Source organism: Emticicia soli (assembly GCF_037860775.1).
Taxonomy (GTDB): domain Bacteria; phylum Bacteroidota; class Bacteroidia; order Cytophagales; family Spirosomataceae; genus Emticicia; species Emticicia soli.
This window is the reverse complement of the sequence record NZ_JBBEWC010000010.1, coordinates 112,768-133,289: the sequence shown is the minus strand read 5'-3', so window position 1 is coordinate 133,289 and position 20,522 is coordinate 112,768. Positions and strand designations below refer to the sequence as shown.

The following is a 20,522-nucleotide window of genomic DNA, read 5'->3' as shown; positions in this document are numbered from 1 at the left end:
GATTTCGTTTTTCTTAAAATAATCAAAAAACAGGGGGAAACCCCTATTTCATTGTTTGCAGAAGATTACTTCTTTTGCATACACTTTTGCACCATTTATTAACTTTAAACTTTTGAACTGTGTCTTTTTCAAATCCTAACCTCCAATTCAGCCGTGAGCGGCGTTTTACACTACCTGTTGCTGCTTCTGCTTCGCTAGAAGTAATGCCTGCTATTATTAACAACCTAGCCCTTATTATTAAGGGACAAGGAGTTATAATTTTCAAAGCATCTGATGAATTCTCGCCTGATAATACTGCCAATGTCTCTTTTCATAACCAAGACAAAAGCATAGATTTAAGCCTTAAATTACAAGTAGGCAAAATAACTTTAAGCAAAAACGGTGAAGTATTATACGAGCAAGAGAATACCGGGCTTACTACACATCCAAGAGCTTTTTATTGGATAAGCCTTGATGCCCAGAAACAATGTATCAAGTTTGGTGTTGGTGAATCTCGTTTGGAAACTCAAACATTTTGCTATCAGTTTCCTACCGACCACTCTACAAAATTATTCTTAGAAAGTTTTTCAAACTTTAGCTATGACGATGAATCTCTCGTATTATTAAGGCTCTTGCGTGACCCTATTCTGAACAATGTACCCCTGAAAGTAAAAAACACAAACGAATTGACGATGGATATGATTGCCGAAGGTAGTTTTATGCCCAAAGCAAACCTCTCTACCATAGCTCAGCAATTATATGATAACATAGCCGGAAAAAATTTCACACTCAACACACCCGATTTCCCTGATTTTGTTGAGGCAATTGAGCATAGTATTGCTACACCCGGTTGTTGGTGTTTCGAAAAACTGAAAGCCAAAGCCGGAGAATTTGGCCATGCTGACCCCAGGAAAGTATATCTTAGAATTACCTTAGGTCAGAACGGCGGAGAGTCGCCGGGAATACCTTATGTAATGGAAATATGGCCACCGGGTTGCTACTCTCCTATTCATAACCATGCCGGAGCCAATGCCATCATCAGGGTACTACACGGCCAGATAAGCGTAAAGCTCTTCCCTTATCTGGGTACCGAAAAACCTTTTGGAGAAGAAGTTTTTTCAGAAGGCGATTTCACCTGGATCAGCCCTACCCTCAACCAGTTTCATAAACTACAAAACCCTAATGAATCGGGGCCAACTTGTATCACTATCCAGTGCTATATGTATGACGAAAATGACTTAGGCCATTATGACTATTTCGACTACATGGGAGATGATGACGAAATAAAACAATATGAGCCTGATTCTGATGACGATTTTCTGATTTTTAAAGCTACTATCAGAGAAGAATGGCGTAAAAAATAATATACGTATATACAGTAAGTTCAAAAAGGCAACAGTAGTTGCCCTGCTATTGCTTTGCCTATAAGTTCATCAAATACCTTGAATTTTTTTATTATCAATAATACAATTTCTATACTAACACATGAATACCAAAAACTGGATGGCTCAGTTAAACAATGAGCTTACGTTAAAGCAAATCTGTATGCCCGGCTCACACGATGCTGGTATGTATCACTCTCAACTTTTTGGGGTAATAAAGTCTTTTATCCCTTTGGCTGCAAAAGCATCTGCCTTTCTACACACGCAAGAATTGGATATGAAAGGCCAACTAGAAGGTGGAGTCAGGTATTTCGATATTCGCCCACAATACATCACAAGCGCCTCTGATTTGATAAAATCAATTATTTCTTACATAGGTGTAAACCTCAACATAGAGTCTCTGATTGCCCCAATTACCAAAGCACTTGACCTTAATGACGGCAACCCTGTTTTTGTTGCCCATCATAGCATACCCGTAGGCGATTCTATTAGCAACATGCTGAAAGCCACCAACGAATTTATCAGAAACAACCCGACAGAAACTGTATTGCTAAATTTCTCACATTGGGAAGGTTTCTCGGGTACCGTTGATGATAAATTTGTTGGAGAACTACTTAGACACATCGATGACCAACATCTGCTGAAAATAGACTATACAAAAAAAATAGCCGACCTGAAACTTTCAGAGCTTAGAGGTAAAGTGCTTTTAATTATTGAAAACAAATATATGTATGAAAACTCAGTAAAAGCTAAAAAAATTAAGGGCATTTTTAACTCTGGCACCGAAATAAGTATTTATGACGACTACTCGAACAAAAAGTCTTATGAAGAAATGGTTATTGACCAAATGTACAAATTTGGTAATTTCGATAACAAAGAAAAATTGTTTTTGCTAAACTGGACTTTAACTCCTGATGGCTGGAATGTTTTGCCCTTTGCCTCTGGTGTGCATGATTACGCCAATAATATTAATCCTAAACTAGGCGGCTATGGCCAAGCAAGAGATTTCTTATTTCAACCCAATCATTATGGCCAGATAGTGAATATTGTGAATGGCGACTATTGGAATAATATTGGTGAAACCGTAGTAAAGGTGTGCTTGGAAATAATGAATAACAGAGGCAATAAGCATACAAAAGTTACTTTAAAATCGACAGCCACCGGGCAGGCACTCGACATGAAGCCAATTGCACATGTATATGCGTATCAATTTCATGGGGGGCTTCATCAGACATGGTACAAAAAACATGTAAGCAACAATGTTTTTAGGCTACAAAGTGCGGCTACAGGGCTATACCTTCGGGCTGCTACCGAAAATATCTTTACCAGTACATTTTCTTTTTTAGGACTGAAAGATAAAAATAACCACCTGGTAGGAGCATTGGAAGAAAGCGGTGACGATAACCTCAAATGGCACTTTGAATCGTTGGGCGGTAAAAACTATCATGTGGTATCATATCGCAGAAAAAAAGATGGCGATTCGTATGACAGGCTAGATAGTAGTGACGGTGGTATGTACTTACACAAACCAAATGATGGTAGGTTTCAGATATGGGAAGAAAACCAGATTGATAATTAAAAATAGGCAAATCAAGCACCAAAATACCGCTCAATAAAAAAACACTTGTTTTTATAAGACAAATAAAGATAAAGTTTGGAAAAGAAAAAAAAAGTCTTTTTCTTGTACCAAATAATAAAAACAACTTAGCTAACAAGCTTCGCAAGGCCCCTTATCTTACTAATCTTATAAAAGTTTCATTGATTGAAATATTTCGTTGCACTAACCGCACCGAACAGGATTCTATTATCAATTTTCAAATAATTATTTAACTTTTAAACACTTAGTAAACTTATGGAAGAGTACATTGGCGTTATCAAACTTTTTGCTGGCAACTATGAGCCACAAGACTATCTTTTCTGTGATGGCAGGCTTCTACCTATACAACAATACAACGCTCTGTTTGCCGTACTTGGACTTACCTATGGAGGAGATGGAAAAACCACTTTTGCACTACCAGATTTAAGAGGCAGAACCGCCATAGGAGCTGGTACAGGCCCTGGATTAAAAACCAGAAAATTAGGAGAAGTGAGTGGTTCTGAAGGAGTAACCCTTAACATTGGTGAAATGCCTACCCACTCACATTATTATTATGGCTTATCTGGTGGAACCGAAACTAATACTCCAACGAATAATTTTCTTCCAGAGTACACAAATACTGCTACAAGATTTTATAGCATAGACAACCAGCCTGGTGATCAACTACTAAAGATGAATGAGAAAACAATAGGATTAACAGGTGCGTCTCAGGCGCATAATAATATGCAGCCGTATAATGCTTTGAACTATATCATTTGTGTAAACGGTCTTTTCCCTCCACATTGGAATTAAGAAATTGCGTATTTGATATAACTGAAGGAACTACTGAGTTCCTTTTGAGTAATAAGCCAATTGTCTGCCCAGATAATTGGCTTATTGCTTTCTAAATTCAAGATTTATCACGACATAGGCTTATACATTTGTATCTGCCTATTAACCCATTTTTTGCTACCCTATTCTTACTGGTTTGTTCTGAATAAAATTTGCTATCTACCGCACAATAGCTGTGCTATTGTTTTTTCTCACATTTTACCACTCAGTAAAAATGGCATAAATTTTATGGCTGCCCTTTCATTTTTGCCGAACTTTATCTAAAACTTGTTTACACGGCAAGTAAAAGCCATGAATTTCGGTTAAAATCAGTCTTTTTTGAAGACAGATTTTAGCTATTAAAACTTTGTCCAATATATTTTATAGCTATGAAAAATTCACAAATTTTCCTGCTTGGGTTTATTGCCTTTAGCGGCTGCAAATCTTCTGAGCCTGCACCAATTCCGGTCGAAAAAACAGAGTTTACCGTACAAAGTATCATTGGTACCTCAAACGGAGGTATTCTTGCCTCTCGCAGAGGATTCTTTAGTCTGGCCGATGGTAAAGCCTATTCACAAACAGAAGCCCCTGCTGTTTCGGATAAAATTGATTTTGCTTACAATTATCATGGAGGTGGTTGCAATACCTGTCGTTTTTTTGAAAATGTTAAAAATATGTCGACCCGAACTTACTATGTAGAAGCATTCAGTACCCATACCGACGCTCGTATCGCCAACGTTGAGGCTTACAATAAAATGTCGGTAGCTGCTTTTGATTCGCTTGAAACATCAAGCGATTTCGACAGAATGGTTAAAAACTATAAAATTGATTTCAATCAGCTGAGTGGCTCGGCCGATGTTACCAATCGCACTACTGATGCAGCTACCGGACGAGTATTTGCATTTAAAGATAAAAACGGCCGATTGGGTTTCTTCAAAATAGGTAATTATACAGCCAATGTGCCTACCGGCAACGAAGCCACTTTAACGCTAAGTGTAAAAATAAAAGCGCAATAAGATTCTCCAAAAACCAAGTCATATAGAGTGGTGCTTGCAAGCACCACTCTTACTTAAATACAAGTCGTTGCTCAATAAAGTATTGTGTATAAGCAATAGTCTTCTTCTCTTTCCTCAAACCTTGACTATTGAAAATATTTTATTCTATGACCCGGAGCTTCTATTCATCTGCCATTGCTTTTGCTACATTCCCCCAACAAAGCCCATAATATCTGGAATGAGGTGAGTGATACGCCGGGATTATTAGATTGGCTCTTTGCACAGAACCTTGATGAAAGAAAACAAAAATCCGGAAGTTAGAAACCTCCGGATTTAGACATAAAAAACATCTATAAACAGTATATCTACTGGTTAAAACCTACCTAAATTGGTTTTACAGATACAAAGATAAAGTACAAACCAACAATATGCAACATTGTTGCAGAAATAAAATAAATATAATTCTGCTTGTAGCCATACACCTGTGTAAGTCGCTGAAAAACATCATTTGGTCGTAGCTGGGCGGTGGTGTTTTAATTTTTAATTATTTTTAAAAATGATTTTTTAACATAAACTAAACTTATATTCTACCATTGTAGTGCTATTCACCCAATTTGGGGGAATTTTAGGCTAAAGATTGCGAAGTATATAGTTTTTTATCATTTTTACGATATTAGTATTTCATCTTTCAAACTTCAATTACTCACCCAATTATGAAAAGACGGGATTTTATCCAATTGTCGGGTATGGGTCTGGGGGCTATGATGGGTTCAACCATACCTGTTTTAGGTAACATAGTTCCTGTTGAACATCTACTCGAGCCCGGGGCTGACGCCGCTACCAAAAAGAAAATGGCCGATGTTGCACTAAACGCAGCTAAAGCAAAAGGAGCTACTTATACCGATGTGCGTATTGGCCGCTATTTACAGCAATACCTCTTCACGCGTGAAAACAAAGTGCAGAATATCGTTAATGCTGAGTCTTATGGTGTGGGTATAAGAGTAATAGCCAACGGAACGTGGGGCTTTGCTGCTACCAGCGACGTAAGCAATACAGGTATTGCCAAATGTGCCGAAACAGCCGTTGCCATTGCAAAAGCCAATGCAAAAATACAAACCGAGCCTGTTATTTTGGCACCACAAAAGGGTGTAGGCGAAGTTACCTGGAAAACCCCAATCCAGAAAAATGCTTTTGAAATCCCGGTTCAACAGAAAATCGACCTATTGATGAACGTAAACAGCGAGGCCATGAAAAATGGTGCCGGTTTTGTTACGTCTAACATGTTTTTTGTAAACGAGCAAAAATACTTTGCTTCGTCTGATGGTTCATACATCGACCAGGATGTACACCGTATCTGGCCTACTTTTACGGTAACAGCCGTAGACAAACAAGCGGGTAAATTCAAAACTCGTGATGCTATCAGCTCGCCAATGGGTATGGGCTATGAATACCTTGATGGTTTAGCAAGCGAGAAAATCGCCGGACCAAACGGATTGGTAGGCTACCGTAATTCTTACGATATGGTAGAAGATGCTATCAATGCCGCTAAACAAGCCAAAGAAAAACTTACAGCCAAATCGGTACAACCTGGCAAATACGATCTTGTGCTAGACCCTAACCACTTAGGTTTAACTATCCACGAGTCGGTTGGTCACCCACTTGAGCTTGACCGTGTATTAGGTTATGAAGCCAACTACGCCGGAACCAGCTTTGCTACCCTTGATAAATGGAAAACCAAGAACTTTAATTATGGTAGCAAACTTGTAAATATTGTTGCAGATAAAACACAGCCACATACTTTGGGTACCGTAGGATACGACGACGAAGGCGTACCTTGTAAAGAATGGGACTTGATAAAAGATGGGATTCTGGTAAACTATCAGGCTATCAGAGACCAAGTGAATATTCTTGGAGAAAAAGAGTCACATGGTTGTTGCTATGCCGATAACTGGAATTCTGTACAGTTTCAGCGTATGCCAAACGTATCGCTTCGCCCGGGCACAGAAAAGCTTAATGTGATGGATATGATTAAGGGCGTTGAGAAAGGTATCTACATTATTGGCCGTGGTTCTTATTCTATTGACCAGCAACGTTATAACTTCCAATTTGGCGGTCAGCTATTTTATGAAATCAAAAATGGTGAAATAGCTGGAATGCTCGACGACGTAGCTTACCAATCGAACACACAGGAGTTCTGGAACTCATGTGCACAGATATGTGACAAAGACGACTACCGCACGTTCGGTTCGTTCTTTGATGGCAAAGGCCAACCGTCGCAGGTAAGTGCGGTTTCGCATGGTAGTTCTACTACTCGTTTTAATGGTGTAAATGTCATTAATACAGGCAGAAAAATTGGTTAACATACGCATCAACAAAAGAATATTAACAAATGGCTATATTAACAAAAGAAGAAGCTAAAAAAATAATCGACAAGGTTTTAGCATTCTCAAAAGCAGACGAAATGAGCGTTGGTATCACAGGCCGCCGCACCGGAAATATTCGTTATGCACGTAATACGGTTTCTACCAGTGGCGAATCAACCGATTTGTCGTTGGCAGTTACGGCAGTTTACGGCAAACGCTCGGGTACATCAACTATCAATGAGTTTGATGATGCTTCTTTAGAAAAAACAGTTCGCAGAGCTGAAGAAATCGCAAAGCTAGCTCCCGAGAACCCTGAGTATATGCCTATGCTAGGGCCACAAACCTACATAGAGTCAAATACTTTTGCCCAAAGCACGGCTAATATCGATCCTGCATTCAGAGCAAAAGCAGCTTTCGACAGTATCGATCCTTGTTCTAAAAAGAATTTGGTAGCTGCAGGTTATCTTGAAGATACAACAGGCTTTTTTGCAATTGGTAATAGCAAAGGCTTGTTTGGCTATAACAAATCTACATCGGTCGATTTCTCTATTACAGTTCGTACGGCCGACGGCCTGGGCTCAGGCTATGCCATTAAAGACTTCAATGATGTATCGAAACTAAGCACTAAATCTGCTACCGAAGTAGCCATGCAAAAAGCGATGGCATCGGTTTCGGCACAAGCACTAGAGCCGGGTAAATACACGGTTATCTTAGAACCAGCTGCCGGAGTAGATTTATTGCAAAACATGATGCGCAGCCTTGATGCACGTAATGCAGATGAAGGCAGAAGTTTCTTGAGCAAAAAAGGTGGTGGTGTACGTTTAGGAGAAAAACTATTTGACGAAAGAGTAAACATTTATTCTGACCCTACCAATGCCGACACACCAACATCTGGTTTCTCAGGCGATGGTCGTCCGCAAGAAAAAATCTCATGGATTGAAAATGGCGTGGTTAAAAACCTAACGTATTCGAGATTCTGGGCCGATAAAAAAGGTGTAAAGGCTGTACCTCCACCACAGGGGTTCTTGATGCAGGGCGGTACTGAGTCATTAGCCGATTTGATTAAAGGTACAGACAAGGGTATTCTTGTAACGCGTTTCTGGTATATCCGTGCCGTTGACCCTCAAACATTGCTGTATACGGGTCTTACACGTGACGGAACTTTCTATATCGAAAACGGAAAAATCAAGTTTCCTGTTAAAAACTTCCGTTTCAACGAGAGTCCGGTTATTATGCTCAACAACCTTGAAGCGATGGGTGCACCTGTGCGTATCAATGGCAACATGATTCCACCATTGAAAATCAGAGATTTTACATTCTCATCACTTTCTGATGCGGTTTAAGATATATTAACCCCACCCTAACCCTCCCCAACAATGGGGAGGGGATTAAAAATCCCTTCCTTTTAAGATTCATTTACATTTTTATGGATGCTATGAACTAAAATAAAGAGTTTTTTGCTCCCTCCCCACGGTTGGGGAGGGTCGGGGTGGGGTTTTCTTCAAACACTCCTATTTAACATATTTTAACAGGCCATTTAGCCGTTTTTTAGGCCATTCATCAAAATCCCCCGTACTGGGTTAGTATTAAGTAAGTAATAATTCTTACTTTTATAACTCAGGTAAACATTCTTTCATTCACAAAATTAAAAACTGAAAAAGCTTTGAAAAGAAGAGACTTTATCCAATTATCTGGTATGGGATTTGGCGCAATGATGTTGCCCAATATTCCGATTGTAGGCAACGCTGTGTCGCAAGAAGCCCTTTTAGACGGAGGCATTGATGTTGCACTAAAAAAACGTTTGGCTGATGCTGCCCTCAATGCAGCTAAAGCCAAAGGTGCTACTTATACCGACATTCGTATCGGCCGCTACCTTAACCAATTTGTTGTTACCCGTGAAGACAAAGTGCAAAACATCGTTAACACCGAATCTTATGGTGTAGGTGTGCGTGTAATTGCCAATGGTTGCTGGGGATTTGCCGCAGTAGTAGATGCAAAAAGCGAAGCTGATACAGCCCGAGCTGCTGAAGAAGCGGTAGCGATTGCAAAAGCTAATGCTAAATTGATGAAAGAGCCAGTACAATTGGCTCCACAAAAAGGCTTTGGCGAAGTTAGCTGGAAAGCCCCAATTACAAAAAATGCCTTTGAGGTACCTATTAAAGAAAAAGTAGATTTATTGCTGAGTGTTAACGATGCTGCTTTGAAAAACGGCGCCAACTACGTTAACTCGGTATTATTTATGGTAAATGAGCAAAAATATTTTGCTTCGTCTGATGGCTCATACATCGACCAAGACGTTCACCGTATCTGGCCTATTGCATCAGTAACAGCCATTGACCCTAAAACCGGAAAATTTGAAACACGCCAAGCATTGAGCGCTCCGGTTGGTATGGGTTATGAGTACCTACAGGCAAATCCTTCTGATAAAGTTACAGGTATCACAACCCGCTACAACAAAGGTTACGATATGCTTGAAGACGTAACCGCAGCTGCCAGACAAGCCAAAGAAAAACTTACAGCCAAATCTGTAGAAGCAGGTAAATATGATTTAGTACTTGACCCATCGCACTTATGGCTTACTATCCACGAGTCGGTTGGTCACCCGCTTGAACTTGACCGTGTGTTAGGCTACGAAGCTAACTTTGCAGGTACATCTTTTGCAACGCTAGACAAATGGCAAAGCAAGAATTTCAATTACGGTAGCAAAGAGGTAAACTTATTTGCCGATAAAACGCAAGTAGGATCACTAGGTGCTGTAGGTTGGGACGACGAAGGTGTACAAACCAAACGCTGGGATTTAGTAAAAGATGGTACGTTGGTAAATTATCAGGCTATCAGAGACCAGGCCCATATCATTGGCGAAAAAGAATCGCATGGCTGTTGCTATGCCGATAGCTGGTCATCAGTACAATTCCAACGTATGGCTAACGTTTCGTTGGCTCCGGGTAAAGCTCCGCTTTCGGTTGATGAATTGATTAAAGATGTAAAAAAAGGTATATATATTATTGGCGATGGTTCGTTCTCAATTGACCAACAACGCTACAACTTCCAGTTTGGCGGACAATTGTATTATGAAATTAAAGATGGCAAGATTGAAGGTATGTTAAAAGATGTGGCGTATCAATCTAACACACAAGAGTTCTGGAACTCGTGTGTACAGATTTGCGACGAAAGAGATTACCGTTTAGGAGGTTCGTTCTTCGATGGCAAAGGGCAACCTTCGCAATCAAGTGCGGTTTCGCATGGTAGCTCTACAGCTCGTTTTAATGGAGTAAATGTCATTAATACAGCTCGTAAAATCTAGTTCTGTGTTGGAGAAAGGAGAAAGAAGAATGGAAAAAGGGATGTCAAACTAAAAATTGAATCCTTGTTCCGCTAACCTTGTTCCATTAACCTTTTACCAATCCCTTCAATCAAACCTTAAAATCTGAAAATCAAATGTCTGTTATATTAAATGAAGCAGAAGCTAAGGCCTTGTTAAAAAAGGTATTAAGCTACTCAAAAGCAGATGAATGTGAAGTAAATCTGCTGGGCGAAATACGTGGAAACATACGCTATGCCCGTAATGAAGTATCAACGAGTGGTGCTTTAATCAATCAGAACCTACAAGTGCAATCGGCCTATGGTAAAAAAGTAGGTGTTGCTACTATTGATGAATTTAGCGATGAAGCTATAGAAAAAGTAGTACGTCGCTCAGAAGAACTGGCACAACTAGCCCCTGAAAACCCTGAGTATGTAGGTCTTTTAGGGCCACAAGAGTACATAAAATCAAGTGGTTATTATGACTCTACCGCCAAAATTAACCCTGATACCCGTGCCGATGCCGTAGACAAAAGTCTTAAATTATCAAGAGAGCAAAACCTTGTAGCAGCAGGCTTTCTGGAAGACCACAAGGGTTTCAATGCCATGATGAACTCAAAGGGTTTGTTTGCTTATTTTCTTGACACAAACGTTAATTTCTCGCTTACTGTGCGCACACAAGACGGCACAGGCTCGGGTTATGTAGCTCGTGGCTATAGCGATGTTAATAAACTGGATACTGCCCTTGCTACCAAAATAGCTATTCAGAAATCAGTTGGTTCAGTTGGTGCAAAGGCTTTAGAACCGGGTAAATACACAGTTATCCTCGAACCTACCGCTGCGGTTGTGCTTTTAGAAAACCTGTATTTTGATATGGATGCCCGTAGTGCCGACGAAGGTCGCTCTTCGATGAGTAAGCCCGGAGGTAAAACTAAAATCGGCGAAAAAATAGTTGACGAAAGAGTAACTTTTTACTCAGACCCTCAACACCCTGAGTTACCAGCAGCGTCATGGTCAGGCGATGGCCGTCCGCAGAAGAAAACATTCTGGGTAGAAAAAGGTGTAGTAAAAAATCTTTCGTACTCAAGATTCTGGGCACAGAAAAAAGGTGTACCGGCTGTTCCATTCCCGAATAACATGATTATGGAAGGTGGCACCGCTACGCTCGAAGACATGATTAGAAGTACCAAGCGAGGTATTTTAGTTACAAAACTATGGTACATCCGCTCGGTTGACCCGCAAACATTGTTGCAAACGGGACTAACACGCGACGGAACTTTCTATATTGAAGACGGAAAGATAAAACACCCAATCAAAAACTTCCGTTTCAACGAAAGTCCGATTATTATGCTAAACAACCTCGAAACGCTGGGCAAACCAGAACGTGTTGTAAGCACAGAATCAAACCAGAATTATATTGTACCTCCAATGAAAATCAGAGAATTTACATTCTCATCACTTTCAGATGCGGTATAAATAGGATAAAGGAGAATGGAGGAAGGAACACGGAAAAGAATTTTCTTATGACAATTTCCTTTTTCCATGTTCCATTCTCCATTCTCCTAACATATCAAAGAAAAATTGAAAATTAACACTTCATCAAATTTGAAACCTTTCGTCTTCACTCGGATTCAATACACTTCGGGGGATTGGGATACAGACCAACGTATGCCTTCCAATATTCTCAATTCGCTGGTGGAGTATACTACCATACCTATCGACGAAAAGGAAAAGATTGTATTGTTGAGTAGTAACGATATATTCAGAAGCCCGTTTTGCTACCTGAGTGGGCACAAATTAGTAGAGTTTTCGAGTCAGGAAAGAGACCATTTTCGCAAATATGTTGAAAACGGAGGTTTTGTTTTTGTTGACGATTGCAACCACGATATTGACGGACTCTTTGCTAAATCTTTTGAGCAAGAAATGGCTCGTACTTTTGGTGCAAAAGCATTACAGAAAATACCCAATACTCACCCTCTTTATCATTCTTTCTTCCATTTTGATGGCCCACCTACTACAAGTTTCGAACTGAACGGTTGGGGCGACGACCTCGTGCATGATTACCTGAAAGCCGTTGAAATTAACGGAAGAATAGGGGTGCTATATAGCAACAAAGATTACGGCTGCGAGTGGGACTATGATTTCAGAAACAAACGGTGGTTAGCCGAAGACAACACCAAATTTGGGGTAAATATCATTAATTACGCATTAACTGTTTAAACATTGGAAACACAAACGCTTAATCACTATAAATCACTGGTATCAAAGCTACCAAGCTTAAAAAAAGAAATCAGTAAAGTTATTGTAGGGCAGGAAGAGGCAATCAACGAAATTCTGATTAGTTTACTTGCTGGTGGGCATTGTTTATTGGAAGGTGTACCCGGGCTCGCCAAAACATTGATGGTAAAAACCATGTCGGAGGCACTCGACATGAAATTTAAACGTGTACAGTTTACACCCGACCTAATGCCGGGCGACATTATTGGCACCGAGATTCTGGAAGAAGACCACGAAACGGGCAAAAAGTTTTTTAAATTTAACCAAGGCCCTATTTTTGCAAATATCGTTCTGGCTGACGAAATTAATCGCACGCCTCCTAAAACACAGGCGGCATTACTAGAGGCCATGCAAGAGTATAAGGTTACTTATGCAGGTACTAACTACAACCTGCCCCTACCCTTTCTGATTATTGCTACCCAAAACCCTATTGAGCAAGCTGGTACATATCCGTTACCAGAAGCCCAGCTCGACCGTTTTTTGCTTTATATCAAATTGGGGTATCCGTCAGAACAAGAAGAACTTAATGTATTAAAAAATACAACAGGTAGCCGTAAACAAACCCTGCAAACGGTTTTGACCGATAATGAGATTCTTGACCTGCAAAAACTTACAAGACAAGTACACATCAGCGACGAACTGATTATCAGAGTAAATCAGTTGGTGCGTAATACTCGCCCAGCTAATACAAACTCTTCGTTTGTAAAACAATGGTGCGACTGGGGTGCAGGCCCACGTGCAGGACAAGCCTTGATTCTATGCTCAAAAGCAAGAGCCGTATTAAACGAACGCTTCTCGGTGATTCCAGAAGACATTGAAACCTTGGCATATCCGGTTTTACGCCATAGAATTGCCTTGAATTTCCGTGCAGAAGCCGAAAACATCACCACCGATAATGTGATTGGGGAATTGTTGAAAAAATAAATCTGATGCTCACTACCGAACTTATTAAATTAAATAATCTGCAACTGGCTGGTCGATTAGTTAGTGAAGAAGTAATGCTGGGAATCCACGGAAGCAAGCGTTCGGGTATCGGAACAGAATTTGAACAATACAGACACTACGAACCGGGCGATGACCCCAAAAGAATTGACTGGAAGCTCTATGCCCGCACACAAAAGCATCTGGTTCGGGAGTCGGCTACTGAAAGTAACTTGCATATCAGATTTGTGTTAGACCTTTCCGGCTCTATGAACTATCAGGAAAAAGCCGTTAGCCGACTACAATACTGCAAAATTCTGTTAGCATCATTGGCCTATTTAGGCTATCGACAAAGCGACCAGATGAGTTTGTACACACTCCAAAACGGAGATTTACAAACCCTTGTACCCTCGGGCAAGCAATCTTTTCAACGCATTTTATATTCGCTCGAAAAAGCCGAGGCTAGTGGACAATGGCGCAACAGCAACCCGAAATTTCCTGAGTTTCAGCAAAAACAAAAAGAGCTGATAGTTATTGCATCTGATTTTTTACAGGCCGACGACGAATGGCTAAAATTGATTCACAATATAGCCAATCCAAGGCGTGAAATCGTAATTTTTCAGGTGTTAGGAGAAGACGAACTCAACTTCGACTTGAAAGGCTTTTATCGTTTCAAAGACTTAGAAACGCAAAAAGAAGTTGAATTACAAGCCGAGGCAATCAAAGATGGTTTTAAAACGGCTATATCCGACTACCTCAATAATCTGGAAGTTGCGCTGCGAATACCCAACGTAAATTTAATAAGAATAACACTCAATGAGCCTATTGCAAGGGTTATTGCAGAGTCATTAAAGAAAAGGAAACTGTAAGCATGGAATTGTTAAATCCGCTGATGCTTTGGGGTGGTCTGGCCGTTGCCATACCGATTATACTCCATTTCTGGCATCAGAAAAAAGGTAAAGTACTAGAATGGGCAGCTACACAATGGCTAATCGAAAAAAACCTGCAACAATCAAGGGGTATTCGGTTAGACAATATTCTATTGCTCTTGCTCAGATGCTTATTGATTTTATTGCTTTGTTTTTTTCTGAGTAAACCTCTAGTAAACTGGCTTGGCGCACAAACATCTACGCAAAAAATACATTTGGTTCAAGCAAATAGCCTTATTGTCAACAACTTCAAATTTGAGTTAGAAGAAGCACTAAAAAAAGGCGAAAAACTTTATTGGATTCAGCCTACTCCTAGCCCAATTAATGATATTAACAGCATCCCCTCAACAGAAGACTTTAATCCATTAATACTGCAATCGTGTTTGAATAAACTTTCGCAGACAGTAGACAAAACACAGCTAGAACTTTACATAATCAACACACATACATTGGCAGAAGTACCTACAATTTATGTACCCGCCCCTTTCAGCTTGCATACAGTTGTTGATTCGGTGAAACAAATTCCTAAGCCTTATCTGGCCTTTGCCAATACTAAACTTTTTGTAAATGCGGCCAATCAATTAAGTAGTCAACCCGAATTAGATAAAAACGGAAAATATATACAAAATACTACTGTCAATCAGGCAATTGATGCATTAGTTTTAAACCAGAATAAGGCAGAAAAACAGAGCATTACGGCATCATTAAAAGCACTTGCTGAGGTTTATAACTTAACTATAAACATGGATACTGAGCCTGTGGGCGACAAAAAATACAATTGGGTTTTCTGCGACAAAACCCTACCACAACAATCAAAAGCATTTACCGAATCGACCTTTTATATTGTAAGTAACACCAATCAGGTTTCGGCTAGTCAGTTAAGTTATCAGCAAAATGTCATCCGGGTTCCTTACAGTTTTAACCCGCAGACATCAGAGCATATTTTTAATGGCGAATTGCCCGAATGGCTCGGAGAAACATTGGTAAAATATTATCATCTAAACCCTTCAATGTCAGCGCTGAGTTATCAGCAATTACATAGTTTGTTTACTTATGCAGCGCATCATAAAGCTCCCGAAGAAAGTGCATTTTCGAAGACTTTGCTCTTAGCATTTATCGTTATTTTTGGTATTGAACGTTACATAGCCATTCGCAAAAACGCATGAATCAGGTTAAAAATATTATATCAGGTGTACGTTATCAGCTATATGCAACAGCTTTGCTTACATGTAGTCTGATAGCTATTTCTGTGTTTTTATTGCTTTCTGTCTTTACTCATTCTTTCCCCATAGCAATAACCGGAAGTGTGATTGCTTTTAGTATAAGTGCCTATTTCACTCAACTTTTTGCCGATAAACAGAATGATGCGGTAAGATTGATTCATCAAACAATTGATGATAGCGAATATAGCCTGCAATTGCTTAATGTTGCGCAACCAAATATAGCCGAGCATCTACAGTTGGAGAGGTTGGCCGATAAACTAAGCGGGCAGAAAATTCCGATGGTTATTAATAAGCAGATATGGATACCTTTAGTTGTATTGTTGGTATCGTTTGTTGTGTATTATGGGTATCCGCTTATGAAACAAAAACAATCAGCCCTTGCAATTAATCAGAATGAAAATATACCAACGGCCGAGCAGGTAGCCAAAGCACCTGTTTTTAATTCTGCTCAACTCATCATTACCCCTCCTGCTTATACTAAACTTCCGGTGAAGTCTGGTAATGAGTTGAATGCCTCTGCCATTAGCGGTTCTATTCTGAAATGGCAACTCGAATTTAGCCATACACAAAACCTGGCAGTGAAACTGAGTAACAACAGAGGTGAAGAACTAAATTTCAAGAAAGCAGGTGAGATTTTTGAATACAGCGATGTTTTGCAAGGCTCTGGCTTATATGCCATAAAAGCCTATTGGAAAGATTCGCTGGTTTATCAGTCAGACTATTACCGATTGGAAGCGATACCCGATTTAGCTCCTAAAATAGAGCCAACCTCTAAAGAACTCTACAAATTTCATTTTCTGAAAGACCCTAAAAATATACAGATTTCAGCCAAAATATCAGACGATTTTCTGGTAACACAGGCCTTTATTGTAGCCACAGTTGCCAGAGGTTCGGGCGAGAACGTGAAATTCAGAGAGGTAAAATTTCCAATCAGCCAAGCTAATTTCAAGGAGGCAACGGTTTCAAAAAGTATCGATCTAAAGGCTCTCAATTTTGCTCCGGGCGATGAATTATATTATTACTGGGGTGCATTTGATAATAAAAAGCCTGAGGCCAACTATACCAAATCAGACACCTATTTTATTGTTTATAAAGATACTTCTAAAACTCAGGAAGCCGAAATGGCAACTATGGCCATGAATATTCTGCCCGAATATTTCAGAAGCCAACGCCAGATTATTATAGATACCGAAAAACTGATTGCCAAAAGAAATAAAATCACGCAGAAAGAATTTAATAGTATCTCTAACGAAATAGGTTTCGACCAGAAGGCACTGCGCTTACGCTACGGACAATATCTGGGCGAAGAATTTGAAAACTCTATTGGTGGCGGCGCTGCCATACCGGAGGAAGCTACACACGGCTCGTCGATGGGTGGAGATTTACTTAAAGGTTTTGTACATGCCCATGATGAAGGCGAGCACGACCACGAAGATGGCGAAAAGCCTCATAGTGAAGGCCACAACCATGACCACGGAGCAACAAAAGGTGGTTCAGACAATGAAGACCCTTTGGCTTCTATTCTGAAAGAATACGTGCACTCGCACGATGATGGCGAAGCCAATACTTTCTATGAGCAATCGACCCGTAGTTTGTTAAAAATGGCGCTCGAACAAATGTGGCAGTCAGAACTGCACTTGCGCCTTTATGAACCTGAAAAAGCTTTACCTTTTGAGAAAAAAGCCCTTGAGTTTCTGAAATCAGCTCAACAAAAAGCCCGGACCTTTGTAAAGAAAACAAGTTTCGACCCACCGCCTATCAAAGAAAAAGAAAAACGCATGACAGGCGAATTGAACAAGTTTAATGAGGCATTCAGTTATGAAAAGAATTTTTCGCAGCAACAATTAACTCGCTTAATAGCCGAAGTACTGGGTATTATAGATACAAAAGTAGAAGCACAAAAACTAAATGGATTACAAAAACAAAAGGTATTGGTGCTTGGAAGCTACCTGAGCGGCAAAGTAATGAATACCAAATTAGCCGACTGGTCAGTCTTAAGTTTATTGCAGAAATTGATTAACGATAAAGATTTATCGACCGACGAAAAAGCTGATTTAAAGACAAAACTCTATAAGCTTGCAGGCATGAACCAGCCTAAAGGCACACTTAATAAATCTTACATAGGAGAGAAGAAATTAGAAAAGGCATTCTGGAAAAATATTCAGTAATGTAGCTTATTCGGCAAACAGTTATATAATATCGATGACATTTTTAATACAAATACTATCTATTTTTCAATCAAACTGGCTACTTTATGCGTGTTTGGGTGTAGTACTCATAATACAACTATGGCTATTGCTAAAAGACAAATCTCTTACCCGAAAACGCCTTTGGATACGCACAGGCTTAAATATTTTTGTATGGATACTGCTTATTCTGTTTGCTTTTCAGCCCGAATGGAAATATACCAGTGATACCAATAAGATATTATTGACCGATAATAATGTACCGAAAACCTATATACAAAAACTACAAGATAGCCTTCATATCAGCGAATCATTCAGCAATGCTGATTTCAACCGATTAATTACTAAAAACCCGCATTTGATTGATAAACTTGGTAATATTTATCTCTTAGGGCAAAATTTTAGTGCTAAAACTATCAGCCAATTGAGCCAGAAAAATTTAGTTTGGCTACCTTATTTTGGCAATAATCAACTACAGAATTTACAATGGAAAAGCATTGTGCGCCAAGGAGAAATGCAAGAAGTGAGTGGTAAAATAAGCGTTGATGAACCCCAGACACTTAACTTAAAATATGCTAACAAAACCCTTGATAGCCTGCAATTGCAAAAAGGCTTAAACGCCTTTCGTCTTAGTTTTCCGGCTTTTTCTGTCGGCCGTACCGAGGCAGTGCTTACATTGGCAAACGAACCTTTGCATGATATACATTTCTATAGCCGTGCACCACAAAGCTTTAATGTACTGTTTATACTAGAAAACCCTGATTTTGAGAGTAAAAACCTCTCAGAATGGCTTGGAAAAAATGGCCATAAGGTCGAAATCATCACTACCATTGCCAAAGATGCACAAAGCAAAATTTCTATCAATAAAAGTACCCAGGCAAAAGGCTTTATTGCCGATATAGTAATAAGTGACCCTAGCAATGCCAACCATGCTTTAGTAAAAAAGGCTGTGGCAGACGGTAAAAGTGTATTGTTTATCAATAGTGCTGCGCCTGAGCAAGACATTAAGAATATTAATCAGGCATTAGGAACAAACTGGCGTGTGAAAAAGACTTCAAATGAGCAATCGGTGTCTGTCAGTGACAACCTCACTGCTTTACCTTATAGTTTTGAAGAAAATATTAATCAGAAATCGCTTGGCTCTTACCCAATCGCAATTCAGAAAAAAGTCGGGAAGGTAGGTTTAAGCCTACTCAACGAAACCTTTCCACTCAAACTTAGTGGCGATAGTCTGGGCTATTCCCGTATCTGGGCTAATGTGTTTCAGCAATTAAACCCACCATCGCAAGACAACGTCATTGTACAAGCACCTGTTTTTGCAAATACCCAAACTCCGATTGTATTGAATAATCTTTCTACGGTTGCCAATACACTTACAATAGCCAACGATACTACACAGCTTTTGCAATCGGCGGTTAACCCGCTTTCTTTTTCGGCCAGCTATATTTTCAGAAAAACAGGCTGGCAATCTTTTCAGGATTCTCTCTCTATTTTTATAGAAGAAAAAAATAGCACCCTTCAACAAAGCGAAACAATACAAGAAACACTAAGGGCACATCAGCGTTTCGAGGCCGTCAGTACCCTTAGCACCGCCCAAACAATAAGCGCTACCCTACCTGATTGGCTATGGTTTGCACTCATCATATTGGGTTTAATAGCTCTTTGGTTAGAGCCCAAACTCAATTTTTAAAATCTGCTAGCTATTTCAAAGCCTCTTGTATTTGCGCTAACAAGTTATTTAGCCGAGCTTCAATACTTTCAATATTGGCTTTAATTTCTTTCTGCACTTCCAGCATTTTATCGGCAGGTAATTCGGGCGCAGGTGTATGGTCATGATTATGGTGTTCGTGCCCTTCTTCGTGGGTATGCTCAAAACCGGGCACTGCAAAGAAATTTTTCTCCCAGTCCTCAAAATCGGCATTTAGTTTACTTAAATCATTTACCAACGAATCAGCCTTTGCTGTTTTTCTTACTGCTAATAAATTCTTTAAACTATCAATCTTCTCAATTTCAGGTTCTATTTTCTCTTGTATGGCTTCTGCTTCCAAATGTACCTGATTAGCTTCTACCAACACCGGATTATCTTTTGGTGTTTTCGACGAACAAGCCATTACAGCAATCCCGGCGGCTAGCATTCGTATTTTCTTCATGATTTTAACGGGTTTTATGTTTAAAAAAGCGTTCCATTTGAGCCTGCTTCAATTGAGTTTCTTCTGATTTAAACCAGTGAACAGGTGGGTAAAAGAATAGGGCTATAGATACTACTGAAATAACCCAGAATACCGCACGTTGCTTTCTGATACCTTTCTTTAGCCCAATAGCAGGCTTATACAATTGGTAAAAAGTGAGTCCAAAAACTATGAGTTGAACCACAAAAAGCACAGGTGTATAGGCTTGTATAGCCATAAAAACACCTAAACCACCGCCTATGCTAATCAATAAAGGCAACCCACAACAGAGCAAATGAATGAGAGAAGACGTAAAGACTTGAAATCCTAACAATACTTTGGTCATAATACAATCAATTAAGTACGAAGCAGATTTTACAGCGCTACAAAGT

At 39.7% G+C, this 20,522-nt stretch carries 16 protein-coding genes; 14 read left to right on the top strand and 2 right to left on the bottom strand.

Annotated elements, in window-relative coordinates; translation table 11 throughout:
- Positions 1 to 119 precede the first annotated feature (119 nt).
- The 14 genes from WAE64_RS17155 to WAE64_RS17090 all read left to right on the top strand — a co-directional run bounded on the left by WAE64_RS17155 (position 120) and on the right by WAE64_RS17090 (position 19,652).
- Positions 120 to 1,343: a cysteine dioxygenase gene (locus tag WAE64_RS17155; protein WP_340238677.1), complete on the top strand. Its 1,224-nt coding sequence runs from the start codon at positions 120 to 122 to the stop codon at positions 1,341 to 1,343.
- Positions 1,344 to 1,464: 121 nt separating this feature from the next.
- Positions 1,465 to 2,940, top strand: a complete 1,476-nt coding sequence (locus WAE64_RS17150) for a hypothetical protein (RefSeq protein WP_340238675.1) — start codon at positions 1,465 to 1,467, stop codon at positions 2,938 to 2,940.
- Positions 2,941 to 3,213: 273 nt separating this feature from the next.
- Positions 3,214 to 3,750: a phage tail protein gene (locus WAE64_RS17145; RefSeq protein ID WP_340238673.1), complete on the top strand. Its 537-nt coding sequence runs from the start codon at positions 3,214 to 3,216 to the stop codon at positions 3,748 to 3,750.
- A gap of 407 nt (positions 3,751 to 4,157) precedes the next feature.
- On the top strand, positions 4,158 to 4,784 hold the full coding sequence (locus tag WAE64_RS17140) for a hypothetical protein (protein WP_340238671.1): 627 nt from the start codon (positions 4,158 to 4,160) through the stop codon (positions 4,782 to 4,784).
- A gap of 692 nt (positions 4,785 to 5,476) precedes the next feature.
- Positions 5,477 to 7,123 carry a TldD/PmbA family protein gene (locus WAE64_RS17135; RefSeq protein WP_340238669.1) on the top strand — a complete coding sequence of 549 codons (1,647 nt, stop codon included), beginning with the start codon at positions 5,477 to 5,479 and terminating at the stop codon, positions 7,121 to 7,123.
- Positions 7,124 to 7,152: 29 nt separating this feature from the next.
- On the top strand, positions 7,153 to 8,469 hold the full coding sequence (locus WAE64_RS17130; protein ID WP_340238667.1) for a TldD/PmbA family protein: 1,317 nt from the start codon (positions 7,153 to 7,155) through the stop codon (positions 8,467 to 8,469).
- A gap of 320 nt (positions 8,470 to 8,789) precedes the next feature.
- Complete coding sequence (locus tag WAE64_RS17125) at positions 8,790 to 10,430, top strand: TldD/PmbA family protein (protein ID WP_340238666.1); 1,641 nt, start codon at positions 8,790 to 8,792, stop codon at positions 10,428 to 10,430.
- 134 nt (positions 10,431 to 10,564) lie between these two features.
- Positions 10,565 to 11,902, top strand: a complete 1,338-nt coding sequence (locus WAE64_RS17120; protein WP_340238665.1) for a TldD/PmbA family protein — start codon at positions 10,565 to 10,567, stop codon at positions 11,900 to 11,902.
- Between the two features lie 129 nt (positions 11,903 to 12,031).
- Positions 12,032 to 12,646, top strand: a complete 615-nt coding sequence (locus WAE64_RS17115) for a DUF4159 domain-containing protein (protein ID WP_340238664.1) — start codon at positions 12,032 to 12,034, stop codon at positions 12,644 to 12,646.
- A gap of 3 nt (positions 12,647 to 12,649) precedes the next feature.
- Complete coding sequence (locus tag WAE64_RS17110) at positions 12,650 to 13,627, top strand: AAA family ATPase (protein WP_340238662.1); 978 nt, start codon at positions 12,650 to 12,652, stop codon at positions 13,625 to 13,627.
- A 5-nt stretch (positions 13,628 to 13,632) separates the two neighbouring features.
- Positions 13,633 to 14,493 (top strand): DUF58 domain-containing protein, encoded by an 861-nt coding sequence (locus WAE64_RS17105; RefSeq protein WP_340238661.1) that lies wholly within the window; start codon positions 13,633 to 13,635, stop codon positions 14,491 to 14,493.
- A gap of 2 nt (positions 14,494 to 14,495) precedes the next feature.
- Positions 14,496 to 15,719, top strand: a complete 1,224-nt coding sequence (locus tag WAE64_RS17100) for a BatA domain-containing protein (RefSeq protein ID WP_340238659.1) — start codon at positions 14,496 to 14,498, stop codon at positions 15,717 to 15,719.
- Positions 15,716 to 17,944, top strand: a complete 2,229-nt coding sequence (locus WAE64_RS17095; RefSeq protein WP_340238658.1) for a hypothetical protein — start codon at positions 15,716 to 15,718, stop codon at positions 17,942 to 17,944. The genes WAE64_RS17100 and WAE64_RS17095 overlap by 4 nt, the downstream gene beginning before the upstream one ends.
- 34 nt (positions 17,945 to 17,978) lie before the next feature.
- Entirely contained in the window at positions 17,979 to 19,652 is a 1,674-nt protein-coding gene (locus tag WAE64_RS17090) for a hypothetical protein (protein ID WP_340238656.1), read from the top strand.
- Between the two features lie 10 nt (positions 19,653 to 19,662).
- Here WAE64_RS17090 and WAE64_RS17085 read toward each other — a convergent pair whose 3' ends face one another.
- The gene (locus WAE64_RS17085; protein ID WP_340238654.1) at positions 19,663 to 20,112 is read right to left on the bottom strand and encodes a hypothetical protein; all 450 of its coding nucleotides are present in this window, start codon (positions 20,110 to 20,112) and stop codon (positions 19,663 to 19,665) included.
- Positions 20,113 to 20,116: 4 nt separating this feature from the next.
- Entirely contained in the window at positions 20,117 to 20,476 is a 360-nt protein-coding gene (locus tag WAE64_RS17080) for a hypothetical protein (protein WP_340238652.1), read from the bottom strand.
- Between the last annotated feature and the right edge of the window lie 46 nt (positions 20,477 to 20,522).